Source organism: Idiomarina sp. ST20R2A10, assembly GCF_051842345.1.
Taxonomy (GTDB): Bacteria; Pseudomonadota; Gammaproteobacteria; order Enterobacterales; family Alteromonadaceae; genus Idiomarina; species Idiomarina loihiensis.
In genome coordinates this window covers 175422-202204 of the sequence record NZ_JBNIEY010000005.1, presented here as the reverse complement: position 1 = coordinate 202204, position 26783 = coordinate 175422, and the positions used below count along the sequence as shown (strand labels likewise).

General features: G+C 44.1%; 25 protein-coding genes. 3 read left to right on the top strand and 22 right to left on the bottom strand.

Translation table 11 applies throughout. The features are described 5' to 3' along the window. The 11 genes from ACP7H9_RS09625 to abiEi all read right to left on the bottom strand — a co-directional run bounded on the left by ACP7H9_RS09625 (position 1) and on the right by abiEi (position 11463). Positions 1-1293: a hypothetical protein gene (locus ACP7H9_RS09625; RefSeq protein ID WP_439222645.1), complete on the bottom strand. Its 1293-nt coding sequence runs from the start codon at positions 1291-1293 to the stop codon at positions 1-3. A gap of 5 nt (positions 1294-1298) precedes the next feature. Beyond that, positions 1299-2162, bottom strand: coding sequence for a hypothetical protein (locus tag ACP7H9_RS09620; RefSeq protein ID WP_439222644.1), 864 nt, complete (start codon positions 2160-2162; stop codon positions 1299-1301). Between the two features lie 17 nt (positions 2163-2179). Beyond that, positions 2180-3439, bottom strand: a complete 1260-nt coding sequence (locus tag ACP7H9_RS09615; RefSeq protein ID WP_439222643.1) for a hypothetical protein — start codon at positions 3437-3439, stop codon at positions 2180-2182. A 63-nt stretch (positions 3440-3502) separates the two neighbouring features. Next, on the bottom strand, positions 3503-4942 hold the full coding sequence (locus ACP7H9_RS09610) for a lipopolysaccharide biosynthesis protein (RefSeq protein WP_439222642.1): 1440 nt from the start codon (positions 4940-4942) through the stop codon (positions 3503-3505). A gap of 203 nt (positions 4943-5145) precedes the next feature. Beyond that, a complete protein-coding gene (gene rfbC / locus ACP7H9_RS09605) occupies positions 5146-5688 on the bottom strand; it encodes a dTDP-4-dehydrorhamnose 3,5-epimerase (protein ID WP_439222641.1) in 543 nt (180 codons plus the stop codon). Positions 5689-5697: 9 nt separating this feature from the next. Then, on the bottom strand, positions 5698-6567 hold the full coding sequence (rfbA, locus tag ACP7H9_RS09600) for a glucose-1-phosphate thymidylyltransferase RfbA (protein WP_439222640.1): 870 nt from the start codon (positions 6565-6567) through the stop codon (positions 5698-5700). Next, positions 6564-7433, bottom strand: a complete 870-nt coding sequence (rfbD, locus tag ACP7H9_RS09595; RefSeq protein ID WP_439222639.1) for a dTDP-4-dehydrorhamnose reductase — start codon at positions 7431-7433, stop codon at positions 6564-6566. Before rfbD ends, rfbA begins: the two co-directional genes overlap by 4 nt. 2 nt (positions 7434-7435) lie before the next feature. After that, the gene (gene rfbB, locus ACP7H9_RS09590; RefSeq protein WP_439222638.1) at positions 7436-8506 is read right to left on the bottom strand and encodes a dTDP-glucose 4,6-dehydratase; all 1071 of its coding nucleotides are present in this window, start codon (positions 8504-8506) and stop codon (positions 7436-7438) included. Positions 8507-8727: 221 nt separating this feature from the next. Continuing rightward, positions 8728-9687 carry a Wzz/FepE/Etk N-terminal domain-containing protein gene (locus tag ACP7H9_RS09585; RefSeq protein ID WP_034818537.1) on the bottom strand — a complete coding sequence of 320 codons (960 nt, stop codon included), beginning with the start codon at positions 9685-9687 and terminating at the stop codon, positions 8728-8730. Between the two features lie 314 nt (positions 9688-10001). After that, positions 10002-10898: a nucleotidyl transferase AbiEii/AbiGii toxin family protein gene (locus ACP7H9_RS09580; RefSeq protein WP_110013632.1), complete on the bottom strand. Its 897-nt coding sequence runs from the start codon at positions 10896-10898 to the stop codon at positions 10002-10004. Next, on the bottom strand, positions 10888-11463 hold the full coding sequence (abiEi, locus tag ACP7H9_RS09575; protein ID WP_110013631.1) for a type IV toxin-antitoxin system AbiEi family antitoxin: 576 nt from the start codon (positions 11461-11463) through the stop codon (positions 10888-10890). Before abiEi ends, ACP7H9_RS09580 begins: the two co-directional genes overlap by 11 nt. A 204-nt stretch (positions 11464-11667) precedes the next feature. Here abiEi and ACP7H9_RS09570 point away from each other — a divergent pair, with 204 nt between their 5' ends. Continuing rightward, on the top strand, positions 11668-13059 hold the full coding sequence (locus ACP7H9_RS09570) for an MBL fold metallo-hydrolase RNA specificity domain-containing protein (RefSeq protein ID WP_439222637.1): 1392 nt from the start codon (positions 11668-11670) through the stop codon (positions 13057-13059). On the opposite strand, the gene ACP7H9_RS09565 is transcribed toward ACP7H9_RS09570, so the two are convergent. Next, positions 13052-14332, bottom strand: coding sequence for a HipA domain-containing protein (locus ACP7H9_RS09565; protein WP_110013629.1), 1281 nt, complete (start codon positions 14330-14332; stop codon positions 13052-13054). The genes ACP7H9_RS09570 and ACP7H9_RS09565 overlap by 8 nt on opposite strands. Then, entirely contained in the window at positions 14325-14594 is a 270-nt protein-coding gene (locus ACP7H9_RS09560; protein ID WP_110013628.1) for a Cro/Cl family transcriptional regulator, read from the bottom strand. The genes ACP7H9_RS09565 and ACP7H9_RS09560 overlap by 8 nt, the downstream gene beginning before the upstream one ends. A gap of 593 nt (positions 14595-15187) precedes the next feature. On the opposite strand from ACP7H9_RS09560, the gene ACP7H9_RS09555 reads away from it, so the two are divergent. Beyond that, positions 15188-15640, top strand: coding sequence for a helix-turn-helix domain-containing protein (locus tag ACP7H9_RS09555; protein WP_439222636.1), 453 nt, complete (start codon positions 15188-15190; stop codon positions 15638-15640). A gap of 35 nt (positions 15641-15675) precedes the next feature. Here the strand turns inward: ACP7H9_RS09555 and ACP7H9_RS09550 are convergent, their stop codons facing one another. From ACP7H9_RS09550 to ACP7H9_RS09535, 4 genes are all read right to left on the bottom strand, one after another. After that, positions 15676-16950, bottom strand: coding sequence for a Fic family protein (locus ACP7H9_RS09550; protein WP_439222635.1), 1275 nt, complete (start codon positions 16948-16950; stop codon positions 15676-15678). Between the two features lie 207 nt (positions 16951-17157). Further along, complete coding sequence (locus ACP7H9_RS09545; RefSeq protein WP_439222634.1) at positions 17158-17382, bottom strand: hypothetical protein; 225 nt, start codon at positions 17380-17382, stop codon at positions 17158-17160. Further along, entirely contained in the window at positions 17349-19622 is a 2274-nt protein-coding gene (locus tag ACP7H9_RS09540; protein ID WP_439222633.1) for a putative inorganic carbon transporter subunit DabA, read from the bottom strand. Before ACP7H9_RS09540 ends, ACP7H9_RS09545 begins: the two co-directional genes overlap by 34 nt. Continuing rightward, on the bottom strand, positions 19619-20944 hold the full coding sequence (locus ACP7H9_RS09535; protein ID WP_110013623.1) for an NADH-quinone oxidoreductase subunit L: 1326 nt from the start codon (positions 20942-20944) through the stop codon (positions 19619-19621). Before ACP7H9_RS09535 ends, ACP7H9_RS09540 begins: the two co-directional genes overlap by 4 nt. A gap of 112 nt (positions 20945-21056) precedes the next feature. On the opposite strand from ACP7H9_RS09535, the gene ACP7H9_RS09530 reads away from it, so the two are divergent. Continuing rightward, positions 21057-21923, top strand: a complete 867-nt coding sequence (locus ACP7H9_RS09530; RefSeq protein ID WP_439222632.1) for a LysR family transcriptional regulator — start codon at positions 21057-21059, stop codon at positions 21921-21923. An 11-nt stretch (positions 21924-21934) separates the two neighbouring features. On the opposite strand, the gene ung is transcribed toward ACP7H9_RS09530, so the two are convergent. Genes ung through ACP7H9_RS09505 form a run of 5 tightly spaced genes read right to left on the bottom strand, consistent with a single transcriptional unit; the run spans position 21935 to position 26545 of the window. Continuing rightward, positions 21935-22585, bottom strand: a complete 651-nt coding sequence (gene ung, locus ACP7H9_RS09525; RefSeq protein WP_439222631.1) for a uracil-DNA glycosylase — start codon at positions 22583-22585, stop codon at positions 21935-21937. Positions 22586-22622: 37 nt separating this feature from the next. Then, complete coding sequence (gene galE, locus ACP7H9_RS09520; RefSeq protein WP_286830227.1) at positions 22623-23642, bottom strand: UDP-glucose 4-epimerase GalE; 1020 nt, start codon at positions 23640-23642, stop codon at positions 22623-22625. A gap of 41 nt (positions 23643-23683) precedes the next feature. After that, on the bottom strand, positions 23684-24706 hold the full coding sequence (locus ACP7H9_RS09515) for a glycosyltransferase (RefSeq protein ID WP_439222630.1): 1023 nt from the start codon (positions 24704-24706) through the stop codon (positions 23684-23686). Continuing rightward, the gene (locus tag ACP7H9_RS09510; protein WP_439222629.1) at positions 24703-25824 is read right to left on the bottom strand and encodes a glycosyltransferase; all 1122 of its coding nucleotides are present in this window, start codon (positions 25822-25824) and stop codon (positions 24703-24705) included. The genes ACP7H9_RS09515 and ACP7H9_RS09510 overlap by 4 nt, the downstream gene beginning before the upstream one ends. A 1-nt stretch (position 25825) precedes the next feature. Beyond that, a complete protein-coding gene (locus tag ACP7H9_RS09505; RefSeq protein ID WP_439222628.1) occupies positions 25826-26545 on the bottom strand; it encodes a glycosyltransferase family 25 protein in 720 nt (239 codons plus the stop codon). Positions 26546-26783 lie beyond the last annotated feature (238 nt).

The window sequence follows — 26783 nt, the reverse complement described above, 5'->3', positions numbered from 1 at the left end:
CTAAACCTCCGATAATTTGGCTATTAGTCTGGATTGTATAACTCTCGGCGAAAAAGCTTTTTCTGAATACCTTAAGGCATTTACTGAGATTTCCTCTCTGAAAAAAATATCAGTCAACGCGCGCTCAAGTCGCTCTAAACACTCTTGGTCGTTGGGTACTACAGCAACTCCTACAGGCTCATCTAAAAAAAGTTTAATAGATGCTATTTCTTTCGGACCAAATGCGAGTATGCATGTACCTGTAGACATATATTCTGGTATCTTGGTCGATAATGAAAGCTGAGTTTTCTTTCTGACTTTTGGTTCGAAACTCTCAACATGCAGCAAAAAGTCTGCGTCTATCAGTTTGTGCTGTAACTCATTCCAAGGAAGACTCCCTCGATAGTTTACATTAAGACCTTTAGCCTTACTGGATAAAAGGGCTTTAGGATTTTCATTAGTGTATACTTCTAATGAGAAATCATAGTTATTAACGGAGCAAATTGATTTCATAATATCTGCAAAAATCAGTAAGCTTTTTGTCCTACCTAGATGTAGTCCACCCGCATAAACTACTTTTACCTTCCTGTTGGTAGCAAACTTCGTTTTACGGCTACCCTCTACTAGGTTACAGTTAATCAAGCATTCACCAGTTACGCCAAAAACTCTATTAAACTCCTCTTTCATATACTGACCAATAAAAAAATTCCCTTTTGATAAGTCAAAGAGTCTCTCATAGCTTGAGAATAACGAACTATGATAAAGCTTTCCAATTATGCTCTTCACCGGCCTATTATGAATGACGTAGTCATCTGTTATATACACGAAAATCGGAATATTCAGCTTACTCGCCAAATCGATTGAAAAATTTATAGAAAACTTCGAATTCCCGACGACAAAAAACAACATCTCTGGATTTTGATCTACCGCCCATTCATATAGTTTTTGATTTTTTCTAATACCGAAAGAATACAAAAAATCCCTCAAAAATAGTTTGCTGTACCCTAGGTAAGAATTGACGAAATGAGTCAGTCTTGAAACTAGAGATTGGGCTTTTTTTTCACTTTCCACGTTACTTTTTCTTTCAACTGTATGACCAGCCGAATACCTATCTTTTTTAAAAAATGAAACAAACTGTTCTCGACCTGTTATTCTATAAAAAGATTCAGCAACGTTAGACTCAGGTCGTTCGTCATTAAAAAATATTTGAGATATAGAGCCTTTCTTAAAATCTGAAAAAATAGCATTCAATGTTCGTCCATTATTATACGAAGAAGACAAAGCATTATTACTAACGATCAAAACCTTTTTCATAATCTTTACAATCCTGAGATTTTACCGAACCTTGATTTTAAGCCGTCAAAAAGTCCACGTATTGACATCTTAAAAGATGCTTTCTTTGACTCCTCTAGAAGTAAAATCGACAACATTCTATTTACCGCTCCCCGAAAAATAAGGTACTTCGAAATAAGAGGGACATCCTTGCTTCTTAACATAAAAATTGAATTTCGATAAAAGTAATATCGTCTTACCGGGCTATATTTAAGCAGTTTCATCCCCAAAATTTCTTTGGGTTTCTCATCAGAGACCTCATGCAATATATAAGCGCTCGAACATAAATGAAGATATTTGCCATTATTTGCAGTTCGATGACACCATTCAGTATCTACAAACTCAATAAATAATTCTTCATTAAATTGATGCTTAAACCAAGTGCGATAGTCAATAAGCATACCTGACTGAAGTCCTACAGCCAATAGTTTATGCTTTCCTGAAGATGGCCTTTCACGCAGCTTATACTCATAGTCATCACTTCTGCTATCGAAAATCCTAGGAACAACCGCCGATACACAGGCTTTCTCCGCCACCAATTCTTCTTTATATTTAATCATCGTACAGACAAAGTCTTTTGGTATTTCGGTATCTTGATCAAAAGTAAAAGCCGAAAATTCTACTCCATCGTAAGAGGTCTTTAAGTATTGAAATGAAAAATTTATTGCTTTGCCCAACCCTATATTCTCTTCCTCACCTATAAAATCACAAAACTGACACTCTGATATAATCGAATAATTTATTTTTGAATTTTTATATACAATAATTTTTTCACAGCCTTGCGCATTTAACTCAATTAGAATTTTTTTAAGCTTCTCATTATCTGGATTATAAGCAATAATTATTGCCATCACAGCACCGCATTTAATCATATAGATTGCCTATATTTAACATTTAACACATACCAAGAGTAAATAGTTAACATTAAAGCCACTCCGACTAGACTAAATAGAAATGGGTTTGAACTTGCTACCAGTAGATAAGCAAGTCCCACAGCCCCCAGAAGAGACATCTGTTTTCTATAAAGTTTCTGATTATTATTATTTTCAACACACTCACTAAAGGGTAAATAAAGTGACATAAATAGTACCACCAATAAGCTCAGTGTTCCTATAAGTCCTAGCTTCATCAGTAAAGCAAGAATAGATAGCTCATATGTCCAAGGTGAAGATTCGGATCGTACCAGATCTTTCGCACTGGCTCCAAAACCCTGACCAAAAGAAAGGTGTTCCAAAAAGCCTTTAAGTAAGGGGATTACTTGTCCGAGTCTCACAGATGCGTCCTCGCCCGGCTTCAATAACCCAACAATCTGCAAGAAAGAAGGATTAATCATAACTACAAAAAGGAGTTCAACCAAAACAAGTAGTAATATATAAGTAATAATATATTTTTTCTCTGTATCCCTTCTGCTTCCATGAATGCTTAATAATAAAAAATATAAAATAGGGACTAAAATCAAAAACATTTGAAATGCACGCGTATCAGTGATCAAGATTGCGATGCAGTGAATAAATAAACAAAAGAAAGCCATCTTATTCTTTCTTTCGTTAACAGCTTTGAAAAAGAATATTGCATAACCTATAAGCATAAACGAGCTACTAGCCCAGAATATTCGTAAATTTGGTTCAATACTAAAAATTGCAATCTCACCTTCTCGAATAAAAAAAGCTAATAACGCTTGTCTTATAATTGTTGGAGAAACCCAGTTTAGATAAAGAGCCAATGAAATACCGATATGGATAAAAGCGAGAGTTAACGAAATTTTACCAGCGAATAATACGATTTTTTTCAAGTTTTTCGCGGGTATAATTCTTGATATTGGAAATAACAGTACAATAGCAATTAAGGAAGAAGAATCTGATAAAGAGTTTATCAAATTACCCTTAATGATTGGTATAAAAGCAGTCCAAATCAAAAAAAAAACTGAAACAAAAACAGCATAAAGAACAAATTTATAATCTAAATTTAGCATTACTTTTGTAAAAATAGAGAAATAAAAAAGTGAAAAAACTACTTTTCTTAAATTAAATCCAAAAAGATACTCGCTCCAAACGCCACTTCCTCCAAGAGATACCTCAGCGATAAAAACTAAAGCAAATAAAATCAGAAGAAAATTTAAATGCATCAAAAATTTACTTACTCATTATTTTTAGATATTTTATTAAAAGCATTGTATTAGTTCGCATAAAGGTTAAATGCCACTTTTAAATTTTCTTTTGACTTCATAAAACATTAATCTCGTAACATTATCTTTCATAAAAAACAAAATTAAAATATACACACAAGCACCACTAACAATACTAAAAATTAGATCTAGCCAAAGAGCATCAATTTTAATAAAAGAAACAATTACGACCATAGCCAATGAGGAATAAAGATATTTCTGTATCAATTTGAACTGCTGAACTGCACCTATACCAATAACCTTTCCGGGGAAATATGAATTTATAAAATAAGATATAATACTAACTATTAAGACAGCCATTGCAACTCCTTTTAGCCCGAAATTAACGCCAATAAATAGACCAGCTAAGGTTAAAGGAAATTTAATTATATCAACTTTAAGAAAGAGATCAGATCTTCCAATAGCATTTATTATATTCATGTTTAATGCGGTAATAGGTAGGACTGCCTTAGCAAAACATAAAATCTGAAGTATCGGTGATACAGGTAACCACGCCTCTCCAAGAAATAAGAGCACAAAAGTGTCAGATATTACCGAGAACCCCAAGAATACGGGTAGAGATACATAAGCGGTAAAAGATATTAGCTGACGATAAAATTGTAGCAATCGTTCTTGTTCTTCTTTAAGTGAGGTCAACAGTGGATATGTTACGTTTTGTACGGTTGACGACACAAGTGTGTGCAGAAAGTTCGTTAAATTATTAGCTTGGTTAAAATATCCGACGCTACTTGAATTAAAGTAACGGCCTACTATAACTATATAAAGATTATTTGATAAAGTTGATATAAAACCAGCTAGCATTAGGTTTGATCCGAAAGAAAATATTTTTTTAAAAGAGCTTTTATTAAAAATGAACTTTGGATGCCAGCGTACAAAAAACCAAAGTGTCAAAGTTAAGAATATCGAATTTAGCAACAATAAGGATACATAAGCCCAATACCCATAGTCCTTAGCTGTTAGAGCTATAGCGCATATTGAGCTTAATACAACAGAAATGAAGCTTGCAAGTGTTTGAGTTTTAAAATCTACTTTTATAAGGAGCTTTGCTCGAACAACAACTGATAGAGAATTTATAACAATAATCAAAAACAGTACACGTGAAATATCTACTAATCTTTGCTCATTATAAAACTCTGAAATTAGGGGGGCGGAAAAGTATAAAATTAAATATATTACTAGTCCCCAAAGCAGGTTTATATAAAAGGTAGTTGATGTATCTGCTTCTGTCAGTGAATTACTTCTTTGTACTAAAGCTTGTGAGAATCCATTATTTACGGCACTATCTGCTATTAATATAAATATAGTTAGCATTCCTACTAAACCAAATGCTTCAGGGCCAATCTCTTTTGCAATATATAATGTAACAGCTAGAAATCCTAACCTATTAAAAATTTTATCTGCTAGGCTCCAAAAAAGGCCTCGCATAGCTTTTTCTTTTAACGACATGAATTTCTTAAGTTGCTATATAGATAAGTTTTTAAGATATGGATAGTTTTAATAATTCTATAGTTTTTTATCATAGGGTAATTATTCGTTTCCTGAACTCAGATATTATTAGCACACTGAATTTTTGATATTTTACTATAAGTAGAAATTCCCATTACGTTTCTTGCTCTTATACTAGTAAAAGATAACTACGGAGGTACTTTCTAGATTTTTATATTATCTAAATTTGGTGCTAAGTCGTCCTTTTCAGACAGTAAAGGGCGCCTATTCAAAGGCCATTTAATAGCTATATCGGCATCATCCCAACGAATACTACCTTCGGCTTCTGGTACGTAGAAGTTTGTACACTTATACTGAAACTCTGCTACGTCACTTAAAGTCAAAAAGCCATGTGCGAAACCAGGAGGTATCCACAGTTGCTTCCTATTATCCGCAGTCAAAAACTCACCAACCCAATGACCAAAGGTTGATGAGTTTTTTCTGATATCAACAGCTACATCAAATACTTCTCCTAAAGTTACACGAACTAGTTTCCCCTGAGCATAAGGTGCAACCTGATAATGTAAACCTCGAAGTGTATTTTTCTCTGAGCTACTATGGTTGTCTTGAACAAATATCACCGGTGAGTTAATAGCTTTATTAAATTCATTTTGATTAAAACTTTCATAAAAAAAACCTCTTTCATCCTGAAAAACTTTAGGCTCTATTATTTTTACGTCAGGAATTCTAGTATCAATAACTTTCATAAAATCCGCCTATTCTCTAATGATGAGTTTTTTAAGGTATGCACCGTAGCTATTCTTTTTAAGGTTTTCAGCTTCTTCAAGTAGCTTGTCTTTTCCGATAAAACTCATACGGTAAGCTATTTCTTCCAGGCAAGCTATTTTCAAACCTTGTCGCTTCTCTAATGTTTCAATAAAGCTCGATGCTTCATGGAGCGAGTCGAAAGTCCCCGTATCAAGCCAAGCATAACCGCGACCTAATAACTCAACGTTTAAGTCTCCGCGCTCTAAATATGCTTGGTTTATACTGGTTATTTCTAATTCACCTCGCTCAGATGGCTTGACTTGCTTCGCAATTTCTACAACATCGTTATCGTAAAAATAAAGGCCAGTTACTGCAAAATCTGACCTAGGTTTTTCCGGCTTTTCTTCTATAGAAATAGCGCGTTGTTCATCATCAAATTCAACAACACCAAAGCGCTCAGGGTCTGTTACTTGATAACCAAACACCGTAGCGCCGCTCTCACGTTGCGCCGATTTTTGTAATAACTTGCTTAAGCCTTGACCGTAATAAATATTATCGCCAAGCACTAAGCAAACACTATCATCACCAATAAACTCTTCACCAATAATAAACGCTTGAGCTAAGCCATCTGGACTCGGCTGTACTGCGAATTCTAAATTAAGTCCCCACTGGCTTCCATCGCCTAGAAGGCGCTTGAAGCCATCTTGGTCTTCTGGAGTCGTAATAAGAAGAATGTCCTTAATGCCCGCTAACATCAATACTGACAGTGGATAGTAGATCATCGGTTTGTCGTAAACAGGTAATAGTTGTTTTGAAATACCACGTGTTATCGGATACAAACGTGTACCGGAACCTCCGGCTAAGACAATACCTTTCATTTTTTCTCCAAATATTCTTCTAGCGTATCGGCTAATTCATCTTCCCAACTGGGCATAGTTATATTGAGAGCACTTTCTAGCTTTGAAACATTCATTCTTGAGTTTAACGGGCGTTTAGCGGGCGTTGGATACTCTTTAGTGGGAATAGAATTTATTTTTTCTAGTGCGGAGTTAAAGTCAAAAAACTCAGCTTTATTAAATATGGCTTCAGCAAAACGATACCAGCTAATATGTCCTTGCGCTGCTAAGTTATAAATACCTGTCTTGAGTTGGCTGCGCAGCGCAAGTACCGTTGTTTGGGCTATGAGCCTGGCCGTTGTCGGTGAGCCAATTTGATCATTAATAATACTAAGTTCTTTTTTTGATTCAGCTAAACGTAGCATCGTTTTCATGAAGTTGTTTCGCCGCGCACTGTATACCCAACTCGTTCTGAATATCAGGTAGTCTGCGCCACTTTCTATTATTGCTTGGTCACCTTCAAGCTTGGTTAATCCATAATAGTTTGATGGGCTAGTTTCGCTTTCTTCTGACCACTCTTGGTTTCCTGTACCCGGGTATACGTAATCGCTACTATAATGAACTAGCTTACTACTAGTCGCTTTTGCGCAACTCGCTAGTAGCCTAGGAAGCTCAGCATTCAATCTGTATGCTGACTCTGTCTCTATTTCTGCACCGTCTACGTTCGTCCATGCGGCCGCATTCACAATGACATTGGGTTTCGCTTTATTTACAAAGTCGTCAACGGCATCTAGCTTTGACAAGTCTAATTCCTGTCTATCAGGTACGACAATCTGACCAAAAGGGGATAGTGCTCGCTTAAGCTCAAACCCGACTTGACCTGATCTACCAAGTAATAAAATTTTCATTGTCAAGAAGTAGCCCCTAAACGCTCTCGCTGATAGCTGCCGTCCAGCACTCGCTGACACCATTTTTTGTTGTTTAAGTACCATTGAACCGTTTTACGTATACCGGACTCGAATGTTTCTTCGGGCACCCAGCCTAAATCCTTTTTAATTTTGGTTGAGTCAATGGCGTAGCGCATGTCATGGCCAGGGCGGTCTTCAACGTACGTTATTAAATCGTTATACGAGCTGTTAGTGGGTACTAACTCATCGAGTATGTCGCAAATAGTGGTGACAACTTCAATGTTTTGCTTTTCGTTATGACCACCAATGTTGTAAGTTTCGCCAACTTTGCCGTCTGTTGCTACTTTGACTAATGCTCGAGCGTGGTCTTCCACATACAGCCAGTCTCGTATTTGGTTACCTTTGCCGTAAACCGGTAACGGTTTACCGTCTAGAGCATTTAAAATCATTAATGGAATGAGTTTTTCTGGGAAGTGATATGGCCCGTAATTGTTCGAGCAGTTAGTAATAACCGTTGGCAATCCGTAAGTACGATGCCAGGCTCTAACTAAATGATCACTGCTGGCTTTTGAAGCGCTGTACGGTGAGCTGGGCTTGTAGGCCGTGGTTTCTGTGAATAACGGTAGTTCGCCTTCATGCGTATCTGGGTGAGGTAAGTCACCATACACCTCGTCGGTCGATATATGATGAAATTTAAACGCGGCCTTTTTGCTTTCCGGCAGGTTTTGCCAATACACTCTTGTCTGCTCTAATAGCGTGTAGGTACCCATAATGTTGGTTTGCATGAATTCGCCAGGACCATCGATGGAGCGGTCCACATGTGATTCAGCAGCCAGATGCATGACAACGTCAGGCTGATGCTGCTCGAATACGCGGTTTGTTTCGTTTGCGTCGCAAATATCGACTTGCTCGAATGCATAACGGTTACTATCACTGACGGATGCCAGGCTTTCTAAGTTGCCTGCGTAGGTTAACTTATCAACATTCACAACACTGTGGTCGGTATCATTGATGATATGTCGAATAACGGCTGATCCGATAAATCCGGCACCACCGGTTACAAGAATTTTCATAGGTTGTTAGCTTTTTGCTTCTTATAAAATTGGAATTCTAGCGAAAAAATGCCGAAAATTTTCGGCATTAAAACTCAGGATTTTTTAAGGGAAAGACAAATTTCGTAATGACTGGGACTAAACTTCAGTTTAAATTAAAAATATAAACCATTGATTATTAAAGGTTAAACTAAATATTTTGTAATAGGTCCGTCTATTGCAAAATTGCATCCCTTCATTTTTTATTTTTCGTCTTCTTTTCTGAATATGTTTCTGACTAACACAAAGCCGACGCTTAAAAAGCCGCCTAAGAAGGTGCCAATAATGCATATTAACGCACGCGATGGTTTGGCTTTTTGTTCTGGCACTACGGCTGGGTCTAGCGTTTGGAAAATGTACTCTGGGCGCACATTCGCCAGCATAATTGTTTGTGTTTGCTTTTCTATTAGCTGATAGAATACCTGCTGCATGTCACTTAACGATGTGCTTTGCAGTTCTTTATCTAAATATTCAAGGCTTCGCTGGGCTTCCTGAATGTCACGCTCACGCATGTGGTTGTTTATTTCTTCAATAAGCCAAACTACCCACTGTTCAGCTACTTCGGGTGACTGATGGTTTACTGCTATTGTTACGAGACCGGTTGTGTCGTCCTTGCTAACTTCCAGTACACTCTCTCTGAAAACTTTTACGTACTCCCAGCTAGACGGTTCCGGCTGTTTAGGTGGCTCGACTTCTCTGACCCATTCTTTGGTGTCCGGGTTATACAGCTCGTTGTTAAAGACAACACCGCTGCCTCGGTTCCATTCCTCTACCGCCATAAGCTCTGGCAAAATGTCGTACTTTTCGACAAAGCCTTTTATGAAGGCGCGAGACTTTAAAATTTCGAGGGCGATTGTGGTTTTGTCGGTATTACCACCACCGAGATTAACGCCAGCTAAGCTTGCCAGACCACCCAATTGCCCCGCCATTTGCGAGAGTCCGCCACCACTAGCTTCTTCCGTCGGCGCCAAGGTTGCCTCTGACTTATAAATATTCGGCAGGCTTAGCGAGTAAATAACCGAGCCCACGGCGAACACAAAAGTAATGGCAATAATCCACCATTTGCCCTGCCAGATAATGCCAAACAGCTCGCGCAGGTCAATTTCGTCGTCTTGGTAATCCGAATGCCGTTGAGGGTCGTAGTTATGAGTATCGTTTGTCATTATTGGGCCTTCAGGCACGCTACCGCCCATGGGTTGCGGTTCCCATAGGCCGGTGGTGCAGGTAATTATGTAATTTATTCGTATTATTCTGAATTTTGATCAAGCGGGTATCATACCGTATGCAGCCCTTTTCCTACAACGGCTTTATTGTTAGTAATTGATGATATTTTAAGCGGTTAGTTCAGTTGCCGGATTACATTACCGGCGGAGTAAACCGGTACTGACGAATCTGTCGATTATTAATTTGACATAACTGTCGCATTAAACTTGGTTTTGAACATAACTGTAACGCTAATCTGTTCCTGCTACTCGACTCACATCTTAAATTTTGGCGAGTCACTACCTTGCTCTCGTAACAACTGGTCGCCCATTCGGATCACGGTATCGGTAAGATAGTCGATAAAACCATCCTGCTCGATACTATTAGCGACCGTTGATGAGTGTAGAAAGCGTCGCATTTCCTGCTGAAAATCACCTGAAGCCATATAAGAAGGTAGTTCTTGTAACCGCCCGGAAAGCGCTTCAAAACCGGCAGGTTGATGATAGTCCTGAAACTTGGTTCGGACTAACTCCGCATCTACCTGTACATTACGCTGATTTAGCCAAGCAATATCCCAAACATCTCGTGCTTTAATCGAACGGCGCAGGGCTAGAGCAACAAACTTGTCAGCAGCAATTTCTTCGAGAGTTTCACAGTTGAGAAGAATGCTTACGTAGGCATCGGGAACACTAGGATAGGTTTTTACAAGCGGCCTTAGAACTTGCGTATGGGCAATAACTGTTGCAACTTCCAATTTCACTTTCTGCCATGGCAGGCTTTTCTTATCAGGCTCGGTTTCAATAGATATTTTCCAACGGCCTACCTGAATCGCCTCTTTATTCGATAACTTTCCATAATTAGGTTCAGTCACATTGACTTTAAGATTGTGCCTTTGCGACAGGTCTTCATGTAGGCAATCACGAAGATGAGCTAGCTGATCAAAGTCAAAATCTGCGCCGCCGACAAAATCCAAATCTTCCGATAGCCTACTCGATCCATACATCATTCGCAGACAGGTACCACCTTGAAAGGTAAGTTGTTTAAGAAAACCGTGCTTTGCCATTGAAGCTAGTACTTCATAATGGAGCAGCTCTTTTTCAACTGTTGTTGTAAGACCCGCTAACTCAGACGAATCAGCACAAATTTTTTGCGCAAGAGATTTAATGTTCATAGTTATCACTTCCTTGTCTTGTAATCGCTTCACTTAAAGCATCCTGGTCAACCAATTCGAGATTTCGTCCGACGTTTTTCAAATCTAAGTACGCTCTCTTTATTGTCGCTTCTCTCAATGGGTAATCATCTAATGGATACGTCTCATTAGTGATTGCCATTGGGTCACGCTTAGTATGTGTAAGCTCGAGCGTCCCAAGCGGAGTTTTGAATATTCCATTCCGCCCCGTTGTCATTACAGTGGCATAATCAAACATCTGCTGACTAATAACGCTATATTTGCTGAGTACAGATTCCAAACTGAGGTAATTAAGGCTTGATGGCCGCACCAAATGCGGTAAGTGAAAAATACTCGTCGAGTGGTAATAGTGGCTTTCAGGAAAAGCCCATACTCCCCGACAAATCTTTTGAAGGACGCCTTTTTTTACCAGGTAATTTAGACGGACTTTTAGTGCATCGTTTGAATATTCTGGCATTAACATCTTAAATTGTGGCATAGATACAAGCGCATGATGTGTATATTTTTGCAACGCATGTAACTTACCTTTCAACTGATGTGTGCTCATAGGTTCACATTAGGTTAATAAACTTAATAACCTAGCGTACACCAAGCAACCAATTAGGTCTACAATTAGTTATCAAAAAAGATAACCTACTGTAAACTTAAAGACCTCGGTTATTTGGAATGATCCAATATCACCCTTTTGTCCGATAGCGCTTTTCCGTTGGTTTTTGTAATCTGGTTGTTTTAAACGAGACGGAACCTACACATGGATGTTATTCATCACGGCGCGTTCGAGGGCGTTACAGGCTCTTGCCACGAACTGTTGTTAGACAGTGACCACTCACTTTTAATTGACTGCGGGTTGTTTCAGGGGGCTGAAACCTCGGGTTCGGGCGCGAACTCAAACACCCAAGAAATTGACTTTGATATTACCAAGGTGCAAACGCTGGTAGTGACCCACTGCCACATTGACCACGTTGGGCGCATTCCCTGGTTGTTGATTGCCGGTTTTACCGGCCCTATTTACTGCACGAAAGCTACGGCGCATTTGTTGCCGCTAGTTATTGAAGACGCGTTAAAAGTAGGCCTAACCCGCAACGCCGATATTATTGATGCCGTGGTGACTCGTTTGCAGCGCCAGCTACAACCGGTGGAGTACGATGATTGGCTTGAGCTACCTGCCGACTTTGCTACTGAGCGCTTTAAACTGCGCTTTCGCCAGGCGGGTCATATTCTGGGGTCGTCTTATGTAGAAATTGAGAATGTGAACACTCACTACCGTGTGGTGGTCTCGGGTGACTTAGGTTGTAAAAATACGCCGCTGTTGCCCGACCCTACCCCGCTGGAGCGCGCCGACTTTCTGTTGCTGGAAAGCACTTACGGCGACAAGAACCATGAGTCGCGCCTTGACCGCGAGCAACACCTGAAGTCGGTGGTTGAGCGTTGTGTGGAGAACAAAGGCACTATTTTAATTCCGGCGTTTAGTATTGGCCGTACGCAAGAGCTTTTGTACGAGTTAGAAGACATTATTCATAAAGCAAGGGCTAAGGAAGCGGAGACTGGGGTAGCGGATGCCGTATGGCACAAAATGACGGTTATTTTAGATTCGCCACTGGCCGCGCAATTTACCAAACAGTACCGAGCCATGAAGGCGTTGTGGGACGAAGAGGCATTGGCACGGGTTGACGAAGACCGACATCCGTTAAACTTCGACCGTATGATGACGGTAGACGACCACAGTGACCATGAGCGCGTAGTGAATTATTTAAAAAGCAGCGGCGACCCCTGCATTGTTATTGCCGCCAGCGGTATGTGCACCGGCGGACGTATGCTCAATTACTTAAAAGCCTTGCTGCCCGATTCGCGCACCGATGTGTTGTTTGTGGGCTACCAGGCCGCCGGAACCCCGGGGCGCGATATACAAACCTACGGTCCGCGCGGTGGTTATGTCGACTTAGACCACGAGCGTGTTTACATAAAGGCGGGCATTTACACCTTAGGCGGCTACTCCGCTCACGCCGACCAACAAGAGCTTTTAGACTTTATAGACGCCACCGAAGAGCCGGTGAAGCGCATACGCTTAATTCACGGAGAGCCCGACGCGCGTTTGCCGTTGGCTGCGAAAATAAAAGATCGGTATGGGATAGTCGTCAGCTGAGTTGGCTCGCGAATTCACCAATACAGCGGTATCGTATATTGCGCAACAGCTGCAACTCGCTGGCTTTTGACTCAAAATTGGGCTGTTGCTCAAGCTCGGTGATAAGTTTGTCGGCTTCTTGCTGAATGCTTCTGCACAGCCGCTCTATTTCTCGCTCTGCGACGAACTTGTTAAGCCCTAAGTCCTCTGCGAACGCTAAAACAGATTGTCGTGTCACCTGCCCAAAATGATGAGCGTCGCCAATGGGTTGCGACAGCTCTTCGTTGACATGATCTCTTGCGTCAGCGTATACCGCTGTAGAGAGCAAATCATAATGAGGCATTAACTGACAGTCATTTACGCTGTAGCGAAACGTTAAATTTTTAAGGTGCGCATCGCCATTGCCGACAAGAAAATTAAACAGCGCCCAACGAAACAGTCGAAAAGCCGTTTGTGCTGGTGCCCGGGTCATATCGACCAAGCGTTTTAACGCTGTTACGTTGCTTGCACGATATTTCGCAGATGCTGAAATATCCAGCATTTGGCAGCCATCAAGAACGTGTAAACGCTGGGTATTTGGGTAAGTGCCTGCGCGATCAAAACGCTCAACGATGTATATGGGTTCTGGCACGTAATCTATAGAAACTTTAGGCACAATTAGCTGGCACCGCTGTGCCAGCGTCATCACGAAATATTCGTTACGAACGGTAAACCAGTAAAATTCGGGTTGGGTATGCTCTGGTTTTAAAATGTGGGTAGAGGGTGTTTCTCCGCTGGGTTCGAACCGGCCTTCGTCGTTAATAACCAACAACATTTTATGCTGAGCGCCAGCCAGCGACATACGCTTGCGCTGTTTGCTATTCATTTGTCCTTTCGGAAGCGTATGAATACGACGGCTAATGTCACCGTCGGTTAACGGGAACAGGTCACCCGGCGGTAAAGCCTCTCCGGGGTTTAATAATGTAATAGCTCCGGCAGACTCTCCGCCTATTGCTTCTAACAGAGCAAACGCGTCTTCTTTGTCTAAGTCGTAGTCTTTTGCCAGAACCTCCCGAGCTTTTTCCTCTGGCAGAAGGTTGTCAAAAAACCACTGTACGGGACGTTGCGTTCCGGTATCTATGTGCTCTTTTTTGTTTAGGATTAGCGAGGGCGTTAAAGCAAAACTTTTGGGGTCTTTTAGCCAACTTTGCGTGTACTCGAAAACCCAAAGCCCGTTGTGCTCTTTTAGCTGCCCAACAGGCTTGTCGTTAATGTAAACGTCGAGTTTTCGCTCTTCGACAAGTGAACTACTCATGATTGGACTGTCCGGTTAATTCTGTGAGCTTGTTACTTGAAACACTGTCAGGAATGTCTAGGTAGACTCTTATGCCAAGCGCATTCAGTACATTTAGGGCTTTTTCCAGTTGCACTGTTGGCTTGCCATTTTCGAATTGACTCACAAAATTAATGCCACAGCCTGCAAAAGCGCCAGCTGTTGTCTGATCCAGCTCTTGTTGCTGCCGCACGATTTTTGCAATGCGCCCGATGGTTTTTGTGTCTTTTGCTTCCAGCAACATGGGTGCTCCTTTTCTGGACCGCACCTGACGTAATAACGTCAGGCTACATGCACCGTGCAACCCGATGCGAAAGCCTTGTAGCCTGATGCTATTGCATCAGGTGCGGTTCTTAATTCATTAGATTGAGTGAATATAGATCTAAGAATGCAGAAAATCAACATAATTCACTCGAAAGAATGAAAATAGACAATACCCGAGTTTTTAAATCCAAAATTCATTTGAACGAATGAATTTTAAAACGAATGTAAATAAGATCAGCTACAACCGCTCGGCGAGATCAGCGGGCGCAATGTAGCGCATGGCTTTTTCATACAGCACAGTATGCTTTGTCTGATTCTTTTCCCATACCGGCTTGTGTAGCCTTGTTACTTGGTTCACCGAAATCTTAGTTTCACTTTAAGTTGCTAAATATCGCAAAATGCGATATTTTTATCAGCATAGGATGCATTTTGAGAATTATCACAAAGAAGCGAGTAAAAAATGCCATGCTTCAATACCCTCAGTGGCAAGCAGGGTTAGATTTATGGTGTCATATTTTTAGTCAAAGCTCTCTTAATGCGCATTCTTACAACCAAATTAAAAAGGTAATGACTATGAACGCTCAACAGGACGAAATGGTCGCACTAGGGCAAGTAGCTTCTGCAATAAGTGCTACAGCAACGGAGTTTGCTGGAACTGCCGTTGAACTTTTTCATTACACTTATACACCCATTCAGTCTGAAAAAGAGCTTATTGATAGAGCCGCTGTTATGGACTACTTAATGGATTTGGCTCAGCACGAAAACGATATTGTGCTAGTGTTTGCTAACGCAATTTCTGATCGCATCGAAGAATTTGAAAATCAAATGGAAATGCCTACGGTTCCAGTTGCCGATAAGCTAAAAATGCTTATGAAAGCGCGCTCTATAAAGCAAAAAGACTTAGCGAATATAGCGCCTCAAAGCGTAATAAGCGAGCTATTAAACGGCAAGCGCACTGTCAACCTAAACCAAGCGAAAGGCTTTGCCGGATATTTTAACCTTCCTGTTAGCTACTTTGTTGAATAGATACCGCACCTGACGTAATTACGTCAGGAGTACGACTACAGCCGTTCGGCAAGATCAGCGGGCGCAATGTAACGCATGGCTTTGCCTTTGCTGGCTTTACCCACCAATAGCAAGTCTCGCTTGGCGAGGTCGTTTAAATAGGTCCGTGCGGTATTCTCATTACATCCAAGGTTGTTTGCCACGGTTTTCACGGTGAATACCCGCCCCGGGTTCTTCACCGCTTCTTTTAATATGTCCAGTTGCCCCCTTTTTAGAGCTTTGGCAACAGAGCTTTTTTCAACCCAATTCATGAACTCGAATATTTCTTTTTGTTTGCGCTCTATGTAGTCGCGTAGCGCATCAACGGCCTTCACCACAATGCCGACCTGATGATACAGAAAGTACGTTAGGTCATTATCGTCAGTTTCGGTGTATAAAAACGCCTGATCATAGTCGGTACGTTTTTCCTGAATCAGTTTACTAATGGACACATACTCGAACAGCCAGTAGCCCGACTTCAGCATAAACCAATAAAACAAAGCTCTTGCAGTACGTCCGTTGCCATCGCCAAACGGGTGAATATAGGCCACCATAAAGTGCAGAATGATAGCTTTGACTAAAGGATGAATGAAATTATCCGAGTTAAGTTGTCCGTGCTCTTCATTGGCAAACTGACACAGCTTTTCCATACGTTCCTGTAGGCTACTCGCTTTCGGCGGCACATGCGCTACGTCGTTATATTGGTCGCGTATATCAATATCGTCGCTCGTTCTGAACTCACCCGGAACCGCGTCATTATCGATAGCATTATGGGTCGCTATCTCATGTAACTCCAAAATAAGAGGAATGTTTAATTCATCACTTTTCAGACTGACCGCCCGCTTCATTAAACGATAGTTATTAGCGATCATTTGTTCGGATTTGTTCTGTGGCTGACGCTCCGATTCAAGCATCTCTTTCGCAACTTTGCGCGTTGTCGACGCTCCTTCCAGTTGCGAAGACGTAATAGCCTCTTCCATCAATAAACTTTGGACTAAATAGGCATTCTTTTCCTGCTTTCCGAAGAAAGGATGATCGGAAACGCTTTGCGAACCTCCGGTCAGCTTATCAATATAATGGAGTTTTGCCTGTAGAGAGTCGGGGATACAGGCTTTAAAGCAAGATGCGTCATTGATAATGCATAATTCTAGCAAATTGCGACTCACATTGGTTCTGGCAATTTTGGTTGCTAACCATGCGAGCTCTGCGTTATCGCTTTTTTTAACCCGCCACTTGAATTTGTCCCACGGTAAGTACTCACCTTTCGAGTTGGTGATACTATAAGTTTTCATTGCTTTAAAAACCGCCTCAGGTGGAAATTCTGAAAATAGTTTTTCCATAGAAGGTGGTACTCTAACCCTTGCCATTACTGTTATCCAAAGCGAACAATTGAATTTAAATATAGTAAAAAAACAAAGAAAACGCAAATTTTAAAATTTACGTTTTAATATACTCCATAGATAAGTCGGCATTGGTAATAGGATAGACATGCCAGGCTATTACCACTCAACAACAACGGGTTGTTCGAGGTAGGGGTTGTGGTGGGCGCGGAGGCTTTCTTTGGCGGCTTCTTCGGAGTTTAGCCCCTGGTCGATGCTGCCGTCGTTGTAGCGCAGGGCGAAGGGCTGGTTAAACGGTCGCGAGCGCACGCAGTCATAAAAGGCTTTCAGGGTATGGCAGGTTGTCGCTGTCATTTTGCTGTTATTGGTGTTGTCACTGGACATAGTTCACCTCGCGCGTTCAGTCGATGCAGATTGATCCACTGTTGTTCAAAAAGTTCGTTAAAAGCGACAGCCTTGGCCAGCGCCCGCTGAATGGTGGCTTCGTCGGCTTCGACAATAACCTGCAGGCGCATGGGCCGGTGCACAAAATCACTACCGTTATGCACCGACTGCCAGGCCAGCCCCTGGCGCAAGTCGCCACCGTTGCCTTCAAAAACGCCAATGTCGTTAGCTACCCGGTTATGCAGCAACTTATTACCGCTACCCAGTTGTTTGGGCTCGGTTACTGAGCAGTAGTACTGCCAGTTTATCCAGTTAGCGACCAGCCCCGGCGCGCTCATGAGCTGAGCCAGCAGCTCTCCGTCAGGGTCATTGATACTGTTGTAGTCGTGCAGAAAGTTACTGCCGATAGTTTCAGCAGAGGTTAGCCGCTCAGCCTGTCCGAAAAATAAGATATTGTTGTCAGCCAGCCCCCACTCCGGGCGTAGTTCAGCCCAATGGCCGGAACGTTTTTTACGGTCTTTTTCTGACTCGCCGCAGGCCTGGGTTAGCTTTTCTGTTGCTGCGCGGAACACTTGTTTGACGCTGTCCGGCACGTTATTAGATAACCAGATAACCTTGTCGGTGACGGTTTCGTGCAGAGCGGAATGAAACTGGGTAGCTTCAGGAATAGCAACGCCCTGCTCGCGTAAATGCTCACGAATATTCTGATTATTAAGCAGCCGTACTAGCACCCGGGCACTTAACGCACCGGTTTGACCACCGCAGGCGCCACAGTTAAGTCCTGCTCGTTGAGCATTGTTGCTGTGATGCGAGCCATGCCCGACCAGCACAATATGCTGCGCAAAACGCTCAAACTGCATTCCCGCCAGAGCCTGCTGACATATATTCACCAGCGATTCTATTGACGCTTCACCGCTGTGCTCACAAATGCTGCCATCGGCAATGTACGCATTATTAGCTGTAGCCAGTTGTCCGGGCACTCCGGTGAGTAAGGACTTCAGTTTACTTAAGCCCAGTGCTTCAACGCCGCTGAACATGGAGACCGGCGCATTGAACATATTGCTTAATAAGGAACCAACCGATTGCTTACGCGCTGGTGCTTTAATGTAGTACGCCGGTTGCAGTAACCCCGGTACATGAGGAACATCGCGGCCTTTGCGCTGAATGGCCAGCGGCACACCGAAGAATCCGGCAAAGCCTTTACTTTGTACGTAGCTACCCAGGCTTTTTCCGGCCTGCTCAAGCGCACGGCGGTAACGCTCTGAGCGCACATCAATGCAGAACACCGCTTGCACGTCCGGCGTGTTGTTCTCTTCTGCCGTGTCGGGTTTAAACTGCAACCTGCTTAGCTGCGAGCGTTCGTAAGCTGCCTGCCACTGCCACAATAAGCTATTGTGCTGCTCAATATGAGCCACCTGCCCTTCACAATTTTCAATTTGTGCGCTTAAAGCCTGCTGCAGCTGCTGGTAAACCTTAGTATTGGTGCGCTCGGCCAGCTGCCACAGAATATATTCCCAGGCCAGCCGAATGCACAACAACTCGAATACCCACTGGCTGTCCTGACGGGCGTCCTGATACGCAAATGCGGCAGCCCAACCCCATAAGTCACTGATAAGCGCCTGGCTGTAACAGCGTAGAGCGTAATCTGACGCGTCACTTAAAAAGTTGTCATGGCACACTTGAATAAGCTTGTGTGGGTCATCCGGCAATTGTGCGAACAATTCGGTGAGTTCAGCCTCGTCCATTAAGGTTTCAATGCCGCGATCGGCACGCGAAATAGTCAGCCAATGCTGATACAACGAGCTGTCTTTACCGGCCTGCTGAAAGCGGGTTGGAAACTGCATAAATAAGCCACAGGTTTGGCTAATTTGCAGCACCACCTCGTCGTTCCAGCGCATTTTGCGGCGACGCCGCGTGTATTTGTCCACCAACTGGCTTAGGTTACGCCACTGCGGCAGTTGCGCTTTTAGCAGGGACCGCTGCTCCAGCTCGTTTACCATTTTGTTGGTGACCAGCGCTGCGTCTATTCGGTTTTGCTGCCATTGTTGCCAGTAAAAGTCCGGGCTCATGAGCAAACGCGTTCCGGCGCTGTAACGCCAGTGCGCAGCAACACCGGCTACCGGCTGTTGGCGGTAATGCCAGAAGGGGTTAACCGCTATCCACTGAGACAACGGCCACTGCGGCGCAATGGCTTTACTCACTTGTTCGGCAATAGTCGCTAAACGATTCGCTGCGCTCATGAGTGTTTCTCCTGCTGAATGCGACCCTGCCGCTGGTAATAGTGAATGGGGTGACTGGGCCAGAGCCACAGCACCAGCCGCGTTAACCATTCGTCTAGATACAACCCGGCGTTTAAGGTAATGAACCAGCGCTGGCTAAGCCGGTGCGACGGCGTGTGATGCACCAGCCAGTAGGTAAAGGCGAAGGCGTTAAACATAAGGGTTACCGCGGGTTCCAGCCAGACGTTACTGAATGGTGGCTGCGGCTCAATAATCTGATGCGCCAACGCACCCAGCAAAAGGTAAACTACGACAGTTAACGCCGACACCGCAATTCGCAGCAGCTTCTGATGCAGGTTCATCCATAAGGTAGTTAGCGCCATGGCGAGTAACGCCGACGGAAGCCATTTAGGGTTACCGAGAAACCACCAGCAGGCGGCGGCAATAATTCCCTGAAACGCTATAAAGACAACACCAATACGCCACAACGACCGGGCCTGAGGCTGCTTTATTATTGCGACCTCGCTTACCGACAAAAACGCATGGGCTTTATACACTGAGTGCGCCACCAGGTGCAGTAGGGCTAAGTCATAATAACCCAGACCAATTTCCAGCAGCATAAGCCCCATTTGCGCGCTGGTAGACCAGGCTAAACGCACTTTTATGCTAATGCGGGTGGCCATAATAAGGGCGGCAAAGCAGCACGACGCCGCCGACACCAGACACAGCAGCCATACGGCCGGCGCGCTGTTACTCCATAGTGGTACGGTTGCCAGCAGCAAAAAACCGCCCAGGTTAATAATGCCGGCATGCAGTAAAGCAGAAACCGGGGTTGGTGCTTCAACCACCTGAATGAGCCAGCCGTGCAAGGGTAGCTGGGCGCATTTAATGAGAGCCGCCATAACCAGACACAACGCGGCAATGTGCTGAGAAAGGTGCGTGGGGGCAGTGCCGAACTGCTGCAAAACCGTGTCCAGCTGCAGACTGCCGGTGGTTAAGTACATAATAATAAACGCCGTGCCCAGAAAGGTTTCGGAGCAGCGTGCCAGAATGAATTTTTTGTGCGCAGCCAGTACGGCGCGGTCGCGTTCAGGGTAGAACATAAGCAGGCTGTGCAACTGCAGGCTTATTGCCATCCAGGCGGCGAAAAAGACAATAAGGTTATTGCTGACAATAAGAATGAAGACCGCTGTAAGGCAGCCAACCAGCTTGGTGACGAATGAGCGGCGGCGCGGATCCAGCCGGAAATTTCTGAAGGCGTAGCGCGTAACGACCCACGCTAATACTGCAACCAGCACCAGTAAAACCGGTCGTATGCCCGATAGTGTCAACCATTCTGCCATGAATGCGCCTCGTGTGTCTTATTTGGAGTAATTATGGAGGCTGGCTTGATGTTAAGTAAAATAGATATAAACTATAATTTCATTCGTTTTAAGTGAACGGTTGGTAAGCCCGATGAATTATAAACACCTTTATTATTTTTGGCACGTGGCAGAAAACGGGCATTTAACCCAAACCGCGCAGAAGCTTCATGTGTCGCAGTCGGCGTTGTCGGCGCAAATAAAACAATTGGAAGAGTGGCTGGGTACCCCACTGTTTGAGCGCACAGGGCGTAAGTTAGTGCTGACTCAGGCCGGATACATTGCGCGCCAGTATGCCGACCGCATTTTTCACGAAGGTGAAAACCTGGTTAACCAGCTAAAACAAGGCATGGACGGCAGTGATTTGGTTGTGCGTATTGGTCATGCCTCGACTATGTCGCGTAACTTTGTGGAAGCTTTTATTCATGAGCTGATACACCAGCAGGATGTTCAGTACCGGCTGCATTCGATGACGCCGGACCAGCTATTCAATGAGCTGGCGGATCATCAAATTGATATTGCGCTGGCCAATACCAGTGTGCGCGGCAGCGACAAGCAGCTGTGGCAGAGCCGTTTACTGGCGCGGCAGCCGGTGTCTGTTATTGGACCGCCCGGGCGTGGCATTGAGCAGTTAACCGATGTGGCTTTACGTAATAATAACTGGGTGTTGCCGCCGGAGAATATGCCGCTGCGGGCGGCATTCGATATGCTCAGTGCGGAATACAACTGGCAGCCACGGGTGCTGGCCGAGGCCGACGATATGGCGATGCTGCGCCTGTTAGCCAGGGATACCGGCGCACTGGCGGTGATTCCGGACGTTGTGGTGCGGGACGAGCTGACCAGCGGGCAGTTGAAACGCTATTTAACCCTGCCCAATGTGTTCGAGCATTTTTACGCCATAACCCTGAAGCGCCCGTTCGAACACCCCATGGTCGCCAAGCTGCTGCAGCGGTTTGTTTAATGTTACGTGAGCTACACCCACCGAATGGGCTGACGCCCGTGTTCCTGCAAGTAATCGTTGGTTTTGCGGAAATGGTTAGCGTCGAAAAAACCGCGATGCGCTGACAGCGGCGATGGGTGCGGAGCAGTCAGTATGCAATGCTTGTTGCCGTCAATAAGCGGTATCTTCTTCTGCGCGTGCGCCCCCCAGAGCAAAAACACCACATGATCGGTAGCCGCTGACACCTTGCTGATAACCGTATCAGTGAAGGTTTCCCAACCCCAGCTGGCATGACTGTGTGCATTGCCCTGCTCTACGGTAAGTACCGTATTCAATAGGAGCACGCCTTGCTGAGCCCATTCGGTTAAATCGCCATGCTGCGGTAAGACGGTGTCGGGGTAGTCTGTGGCTATGGCTTTAAACATGTTGCGCAGCGACGGCGGAAACTTTACGCCTTCGGGTACCGAAAAACTCAAACCATGCGCCTGACCGGGGCCGTGGTATGGGTCCTGCCCCAGAATAACCACTTTAATGTTTTCCGGGTCGGTCAGCTTAAGCGCGTTGAATACGTCTTCTTTGGGCGGGTACACCACGGTTTCCTGCCGCGCTTGCTCTACGCGCTGCCACAGTTGCTGAAAATAAGGCTTCTGCTTTTCTTCGGCTAAAAGAGTGCTCCAGGGCATGGTCCTATTCCTTTGTTTTGTGTCAGGCTACAATTAATTACGTTTCATAACCATTAGGGTTTTGGCGTTGCCACCGCCACGCGTCTCTCACCATATCTTCCAGGCTGTGTTGTGCCGTCCAGTTTAGTTCTTGCTGAATTTTCGCGGTATCTGCCCAGAATGCCGCTAAGTCACCCTGTCTTCTCGTTTCAAAGGTAAAAGGTACTGACACATTATTCGCCTTCTCGAAGGCCTTAACCATGTTCAGCACCGACACTGGCTGACCGGTTCCTAAATTGTAGGTATGTACTCCCGAGTGCTGCGCACATTTCTCAGCAGCCACCTGGTGGCCTTTAGCTAAATCGACTACATGAAGATAATCACGCTCGCAGGTACCATCCTCGGTCGGGTAGTCGTTTCCAAAAATGGATAACTTGTCTCTTCGCCCTATGGCTACCTGTGTGATAAAGGGCAACAAATTATTAGGAATACCTTTTGGGTCTTCACCAATGAGTCCGCTGGGGTGCGCGCCAATAGGATTAAAATAGCGAAGTAAGCTGACCGACCAGTCCGGGTCTGCATGAGCTAAGTCGGTGAGTATACGCTCCACTATGGCTTTGCTCTCCCCATAAGGGTTGGACGTACTGCCTCGCGGCATAGATTCAACATAAGGCACAGGCGCTTCAGCGCCATAAACCGTTGCTGATGAACTAAAAATGATGCTTTTCACTCCAGACTTATGCATTGCCGAACATAAAGACAAAGTTCCGTTTACATTCGTATCGTAGTACTCCAGAGGCTTGTTCACGCTCTCGGCTACGGCTTTTAGTCCGGCAAAATGGATAACGCTGTCGATTTCGTGAGTTGCTAAAATTTCCGCTACTTTAACGGTATCGCGCACATCGCCCTGAATAAAGGTCAGCGGCTTGCCCGTAATTTCCTGCACTCGCCTCAGACTCTGCTCAGAGCTGTTAACTAAGTTATCCAGCACAACCACCTGGTGCCCTGCAGTGAGTAATTCAGCCACGGTATGAGAACCAATATAACCCGCGCCTCCGGTAACTAAAATTTGTGACATAGCCGTCCGCTTGATAACTGGTGTTATTTATTCTAACTAACTTACCGATGTTGTACTAACCGCTTCAACTGCTGCTGATAAAAGCTAATAACTTCTGCACATTTAGCCTGCGGTTCGAAATTACTCATATCATAGCTTACCGGAGAAGAGTTCTCAGCCGCCTGACGCATTTGAGTTGCCAGTTGTTGCACGTTACCAATTTCACTTAACGGATAGCCGAAATATGATTGTAAATACTTTCCGCCCTCTGAAGCGGTTGCGACAACCGGAAGCTCAGCATGCATTGCCTCAAGGAAAACCAATCCGAAAGGTTCGCTGTTGGCTGCACTCACAAAGACATCAAAACACGCCAGCCAGTCCTGCGGCTGTTGAGAAAACCCCGGCATAATAATGCTATCGTCAGCTTTATCTCTAATAGACTGCCAGTTTTTTCCATCACCAACAATTACCAGACGGCTATTAGGCACCTCAGCTAAGTTAAAAGCATCAACTAGCGTTTCGTGTCCTTTACTGGCGACAACACGGCCTAGCGCACCAAAAACTATCGCATCATCGGCGATGCCGTGCTCTCTGCGCAACCGCTGGCGTGCATCAACGCTGGCGGCCACGGGCTTGCTCCAGTTATCTATCTGGGTGCAATGCTGTCGCAAAGTTGTAGGAATCGCCTCAAGTTGCCAGGGTGCAATAGCAATAAGAGCATCTAGATGAGCGTGTTGTTGAGGCTTATAGTGAATATGTAAGGTTGAAACCCTTAAGCACCGGCTTTGCAGACCTTTCAATGCTTTACAGGCCGCACTTAAATGCGCATGTGCAACGTCGGGGCTAATCTTTTTTATGAGCTGACGGCACCGATAGGTTGCCAACCAACGCCAACCACTCACTACATGAATAGTAACGTTCTTATTAATATGCTGGATAATGGCATTGTCGCGTTGCTCAGTACCCCGGCGATGCAAGATCATACTGACATCATGCCCGACCTCCGCCTGCAGATTAGCCAGTTCTACCGCATGCCGTTCACTACCAGCGAAGCTGTGTGTCAAAATGGCATGTACTATTTTCATACGCTAGCCCCTGCTGTCTTTGCGGCTGCAATATAGTGCTCCAGTACCCGTTTGGGCTCTATTTCCTCACGTAATGGCCAAGCCTGTAAATCAACTTCCGGAGCAGTCTCAATGAGCTCATTGGCGCGTTCGGCTAATGAAGTAGCATCGCGGCAAGGCACTAACCAATCTTCATGAAACCCCAGTAAAACATCACTTGGCCCTGAAGGGCAGTCCGTTGACACAACGGGAGTTTCACAGGCTAACGCTTCAACAAGCACATTTGATAACCCTTCATAGTCGGAACTCAGTAAAAGTAATTTGGCATGTTTCATCCAGTAATACGGGTTGTCTACCTGTCCGGGAAGAATGACATTATCTGTGAGATCACGGCGTGCCAATTCCTTTTTTAACTTTTTTGACACACGGCATAACAGCACTAACTTCAGGCTCGGGGTTTTACGTAAAATCAGTTGGAATGCATCAAACAAAATATCATGGCGCTTAGCCTTAGCGTATCGACCTACATGAATAATATAGGGCTCAGCTACGGGTGGCTTTTTATCCACTTTCGCAAGAGAGCGAATTTCTTGAATATCAAAAGGATTAAATATAGCCTTTATACTCAATGGCTTAAGCCATGATTCTTGTTCTGTTTCAGCTTTTAACGACGGTGAAACCGTAATGAGGTGCTGGCCGACAAGAGCTTTTTTCTTGCGCTTGAGACGTATAAATTTCAACCAGCTCATACGACGGTAACTGGCCAATTCTTTCGCGATTGATGTATGGATGATATGTAAAACGGGGGCATCAATAGCGAGTTTCTGAAGTAACATACTAGCTTCGTCTAGGTGACCGAATACAGCCAAAACCCCTTCTTCCTGCTCAATACGTTGAATTCGTGAGGATAACAGTCGCAGAGCTTTTTTTTGCTTCCAAATAAAATCAAGGTTTTTTGCGTTACTCAACGGTAAACGATGAATATTGGGTATGTCCTTAATATCATATGTACAAATTTCACTTAGCACGATTAAGTGCGACGAATACCCCTGTTCAAGCGCGGTTTGGTGTAAGCGCATACAAACCTTTTCCGCTCCTCCACTACTTAATGTAGGGATAACATGAATAAGAGCCTGCATACTATTCTCCGCGTAATTTTGAATGGTAATAAAATCTCAATTGCTCTCGCAGGCGCACCCAGCGCCTTTTTTGCTTGTCTTTACGTTGCTCAATTTGCTGAATTTCGCTTGCGAAACTTAGATTATGCCCTGCAACATAAGGGGTTAGTCCCAGCACTTTAATCGGTACTTCCCATTGCCATTGTAAATCCACGTCGACGGGACGGAAGAAATTTGATCTTGAAGCCAGCAAACGTTTGGCGGCTTCATAGCTGACCACTTGGGCGCACGTTCCGGATGGCGCTTTGTCGTAACTCACCAGACTAAATCCGCCCTGCTTTTCAACGGGGGTTTCCTGTCGAGACTTAAACGGATTGCCTAGTTTAATAAATGACCAGGGGTATTCCAGTTGTTCCAAAACGCCATGGATTTTAACGAAATCCTCATTGAGATGCAGATCATCTTCCAAAATGACGGCGTAATCGAGCTTCTCATCGACAATTTTCTGCCAACAGCGAATATGGCTTAAATAACAACCGACTTCGCCCCATGTCAGATCATAATGATAACGCTGCTGAGCCGTTGATTTATCAAAACAGGCTCGCTCAGATTCCGTCAGTTTACTTCCATCAGCGGCACTGACACGTTCAAATGGAATATTTAAAGCATCAAGCTGTGCTTTAGCGTCGGACAGCCGTTGCCTAGAGCGATCTAAATTAATCAAAAAGGTTTTGTAATTCATGCAATGCTTTTTCTTTATAGATGAGTGTTTTTGGATACACTTTTAAGCTGTGTGTACGCAGAAAAGGATATGGAAAATATATGCGTATTAAACACGGTTTTTGCTAGCGACGCAATTGATGGGTAGTTAAGAGGCTCACTACAGAACAACCTGCAATGAGCCTCCGGTAGTCATTTTTTCTGAATAATATTATCAGACGCGTAGCCTGACGTTTACGTCAGGAACGGCATTCCACCTG

Coding starts and splice junctions, on each gene's coding strand:
- ACP7H9_RS09625 (WP_439222645.1), bottom strand. CDS start 1,293: ATGAAAAAGGTTTTGATCGTTAGTAATAATGCTTTGTCTTCTTCGTAT.
- ACP7H9_RS09620 (WP_439222644.1), bottom strand. CDS start 2,162: ATGGCAATAATTATTGCTTATAATCCAGATAATGAGAAGCTTAAAAAA.
- ACP7H9_RS09610 (WP_439222642.1), bottom strand. CDS start 4,942: ATGTCGTTAAAAGAAAAAGCTATGCGAGGCCTTTTTTGGAGCCTAGCA.
- rfbC (WP_439222641.1), bottom strand. CDS start 5,688: ATGAAAGTTATTGATACTAGAATTCCTGACGTAAAAATAATAGAGCCT.
- rfbA (WP_439222640.1), bottom strand. CDS start 6,567: ATGAAAGGTATTGTCTTAGCCGGAGGTTCCGGTACACGTTTGTATCCG.
- rfbD (WP_439222639.1), bottom strand. CDS start 7,433: ATGAAAATTTTATTACTTGGTAGATCAGGTCAAGTCGGGTTTGAGCTT.
- rfbB (WP_439222638.1), bottom strand. CDS start 8,506: ATGAAAATTCTTGTAACCGGTGGTGCCGGATTTATCGGATCAGCCGTT.
- ACP7H9_RS09585 (WP_034818537.1), bottom strand. CDS start 9,687: ATGACAAACGATACTCATAACTACGACCCTCAACGGCATTCGGATTAC.
- ACP7H9_RS09580 (WP_110013632.1), bottom strand. CDS start 10,898: ATGAACATTAAATCTCTTGCGCAAAAAATTTGTGCTGATTCGTCTGAG.
- abiEi (WP_110013631.1), bottom strand. CDS start 11,463: ATGAGCACACATCAGTTGAAAGGTAAGTTACATGCGTTGCAAAAATAT.
- ACP7H9_RS09570 (WP_439222637.1), top strand. CDS start 11,668: ATGGATGTTATTCATCACGGCGCGTTCGAGGGCGTTACAGGCTCTTGC.
- ACP7H9_RS09565 (WP_110013629.1), bottom strand. CDS start 14,332: ATGAGTAGTTCACTTGTCGAAGAGCGAAAACTCGACGTTTACATTAAC.
- ACP7H9_RS09560 (WP_110013628.1), bottom strand. CDS start 14,594: ATGTTGCTGGAAGCAAAAGACACAAAAACCATCGGGCGCATTGCAAAA.
- ACP7H9_RS09555 (WP_439222636.1), top strand. CDS start 15,188: ATGAACGCTCAACAGGACGAAATGGTCGCACTAGGGCAAGTAGCTTCT.
- ACP7H9_RS09550 (WP_439222635.1), bottom strand. CDS start 16,950: ATGAAAACTTATAGTATCACCAACTCGAAAGGTGAGTACTTACCGTGG.
- ACP7H9_RS09545 (WP_439222634.1), bottom strand. CDS start 17,382: ATGTCCAGTGACAACACCAATAACAGCAAAATGACAGCGACAACCTGC.
- ACP7H9_RS09540 (WP_439222633.1), bottom strand. CDS start 19,622: ATGAGCGCAGCGAATCGTTTAGCGACTATTGCCGAACAAGTGAGTAAA.
- ACP7H9_RS09535 (WP_110013623.1), bottom strand. CDS start 20,944: ATGGCAGAATGGTTGACACTATCGGGCATACGACCGGTTTTACTGGTG.
- ACP7H9_RS09530 (WP_439222632.1), top strand. CDS start 21,057: ATGAATTATAAACACCTTTATTATTTTTGGCACGTGGCAGAAAACGGG.
- ung (WP_439222631.1), bottom strand. CDS start 22,585: ATGCCCTGGAGCACTCTTTTAGCCGAAGAAAAGCAGAAGCCTTATTTT.
- galE (WP_286830227.1), bottom strand. CDS start 23,642: ATGTCACAAATTTTAGTTACCGGAGGCGCGGGTTATATTGGTTCTCAT.
- ACP7H9_RS09515 (WP_439222630.1), bottom strand. CDS start 24,706: ATGAAAATAGTACATGCCATTTTGACACACAGCTTCGCTGGTAGTGAA.
- ACP7H9_RS09510 (WP_439222629.1), bottom strand. CDS start 25,824: ATGCAGGCTCTTATTCATGTTATCCCTACATTAAGTAGTGGAGGAGCG.
- ACP7H9_RS09505 (WP_439222628.1), bottom strand. CDS start 26,545: ATGAATTACAAAACCTTTTTGATTAATTTAGATCGCTCTAGGCAACGG.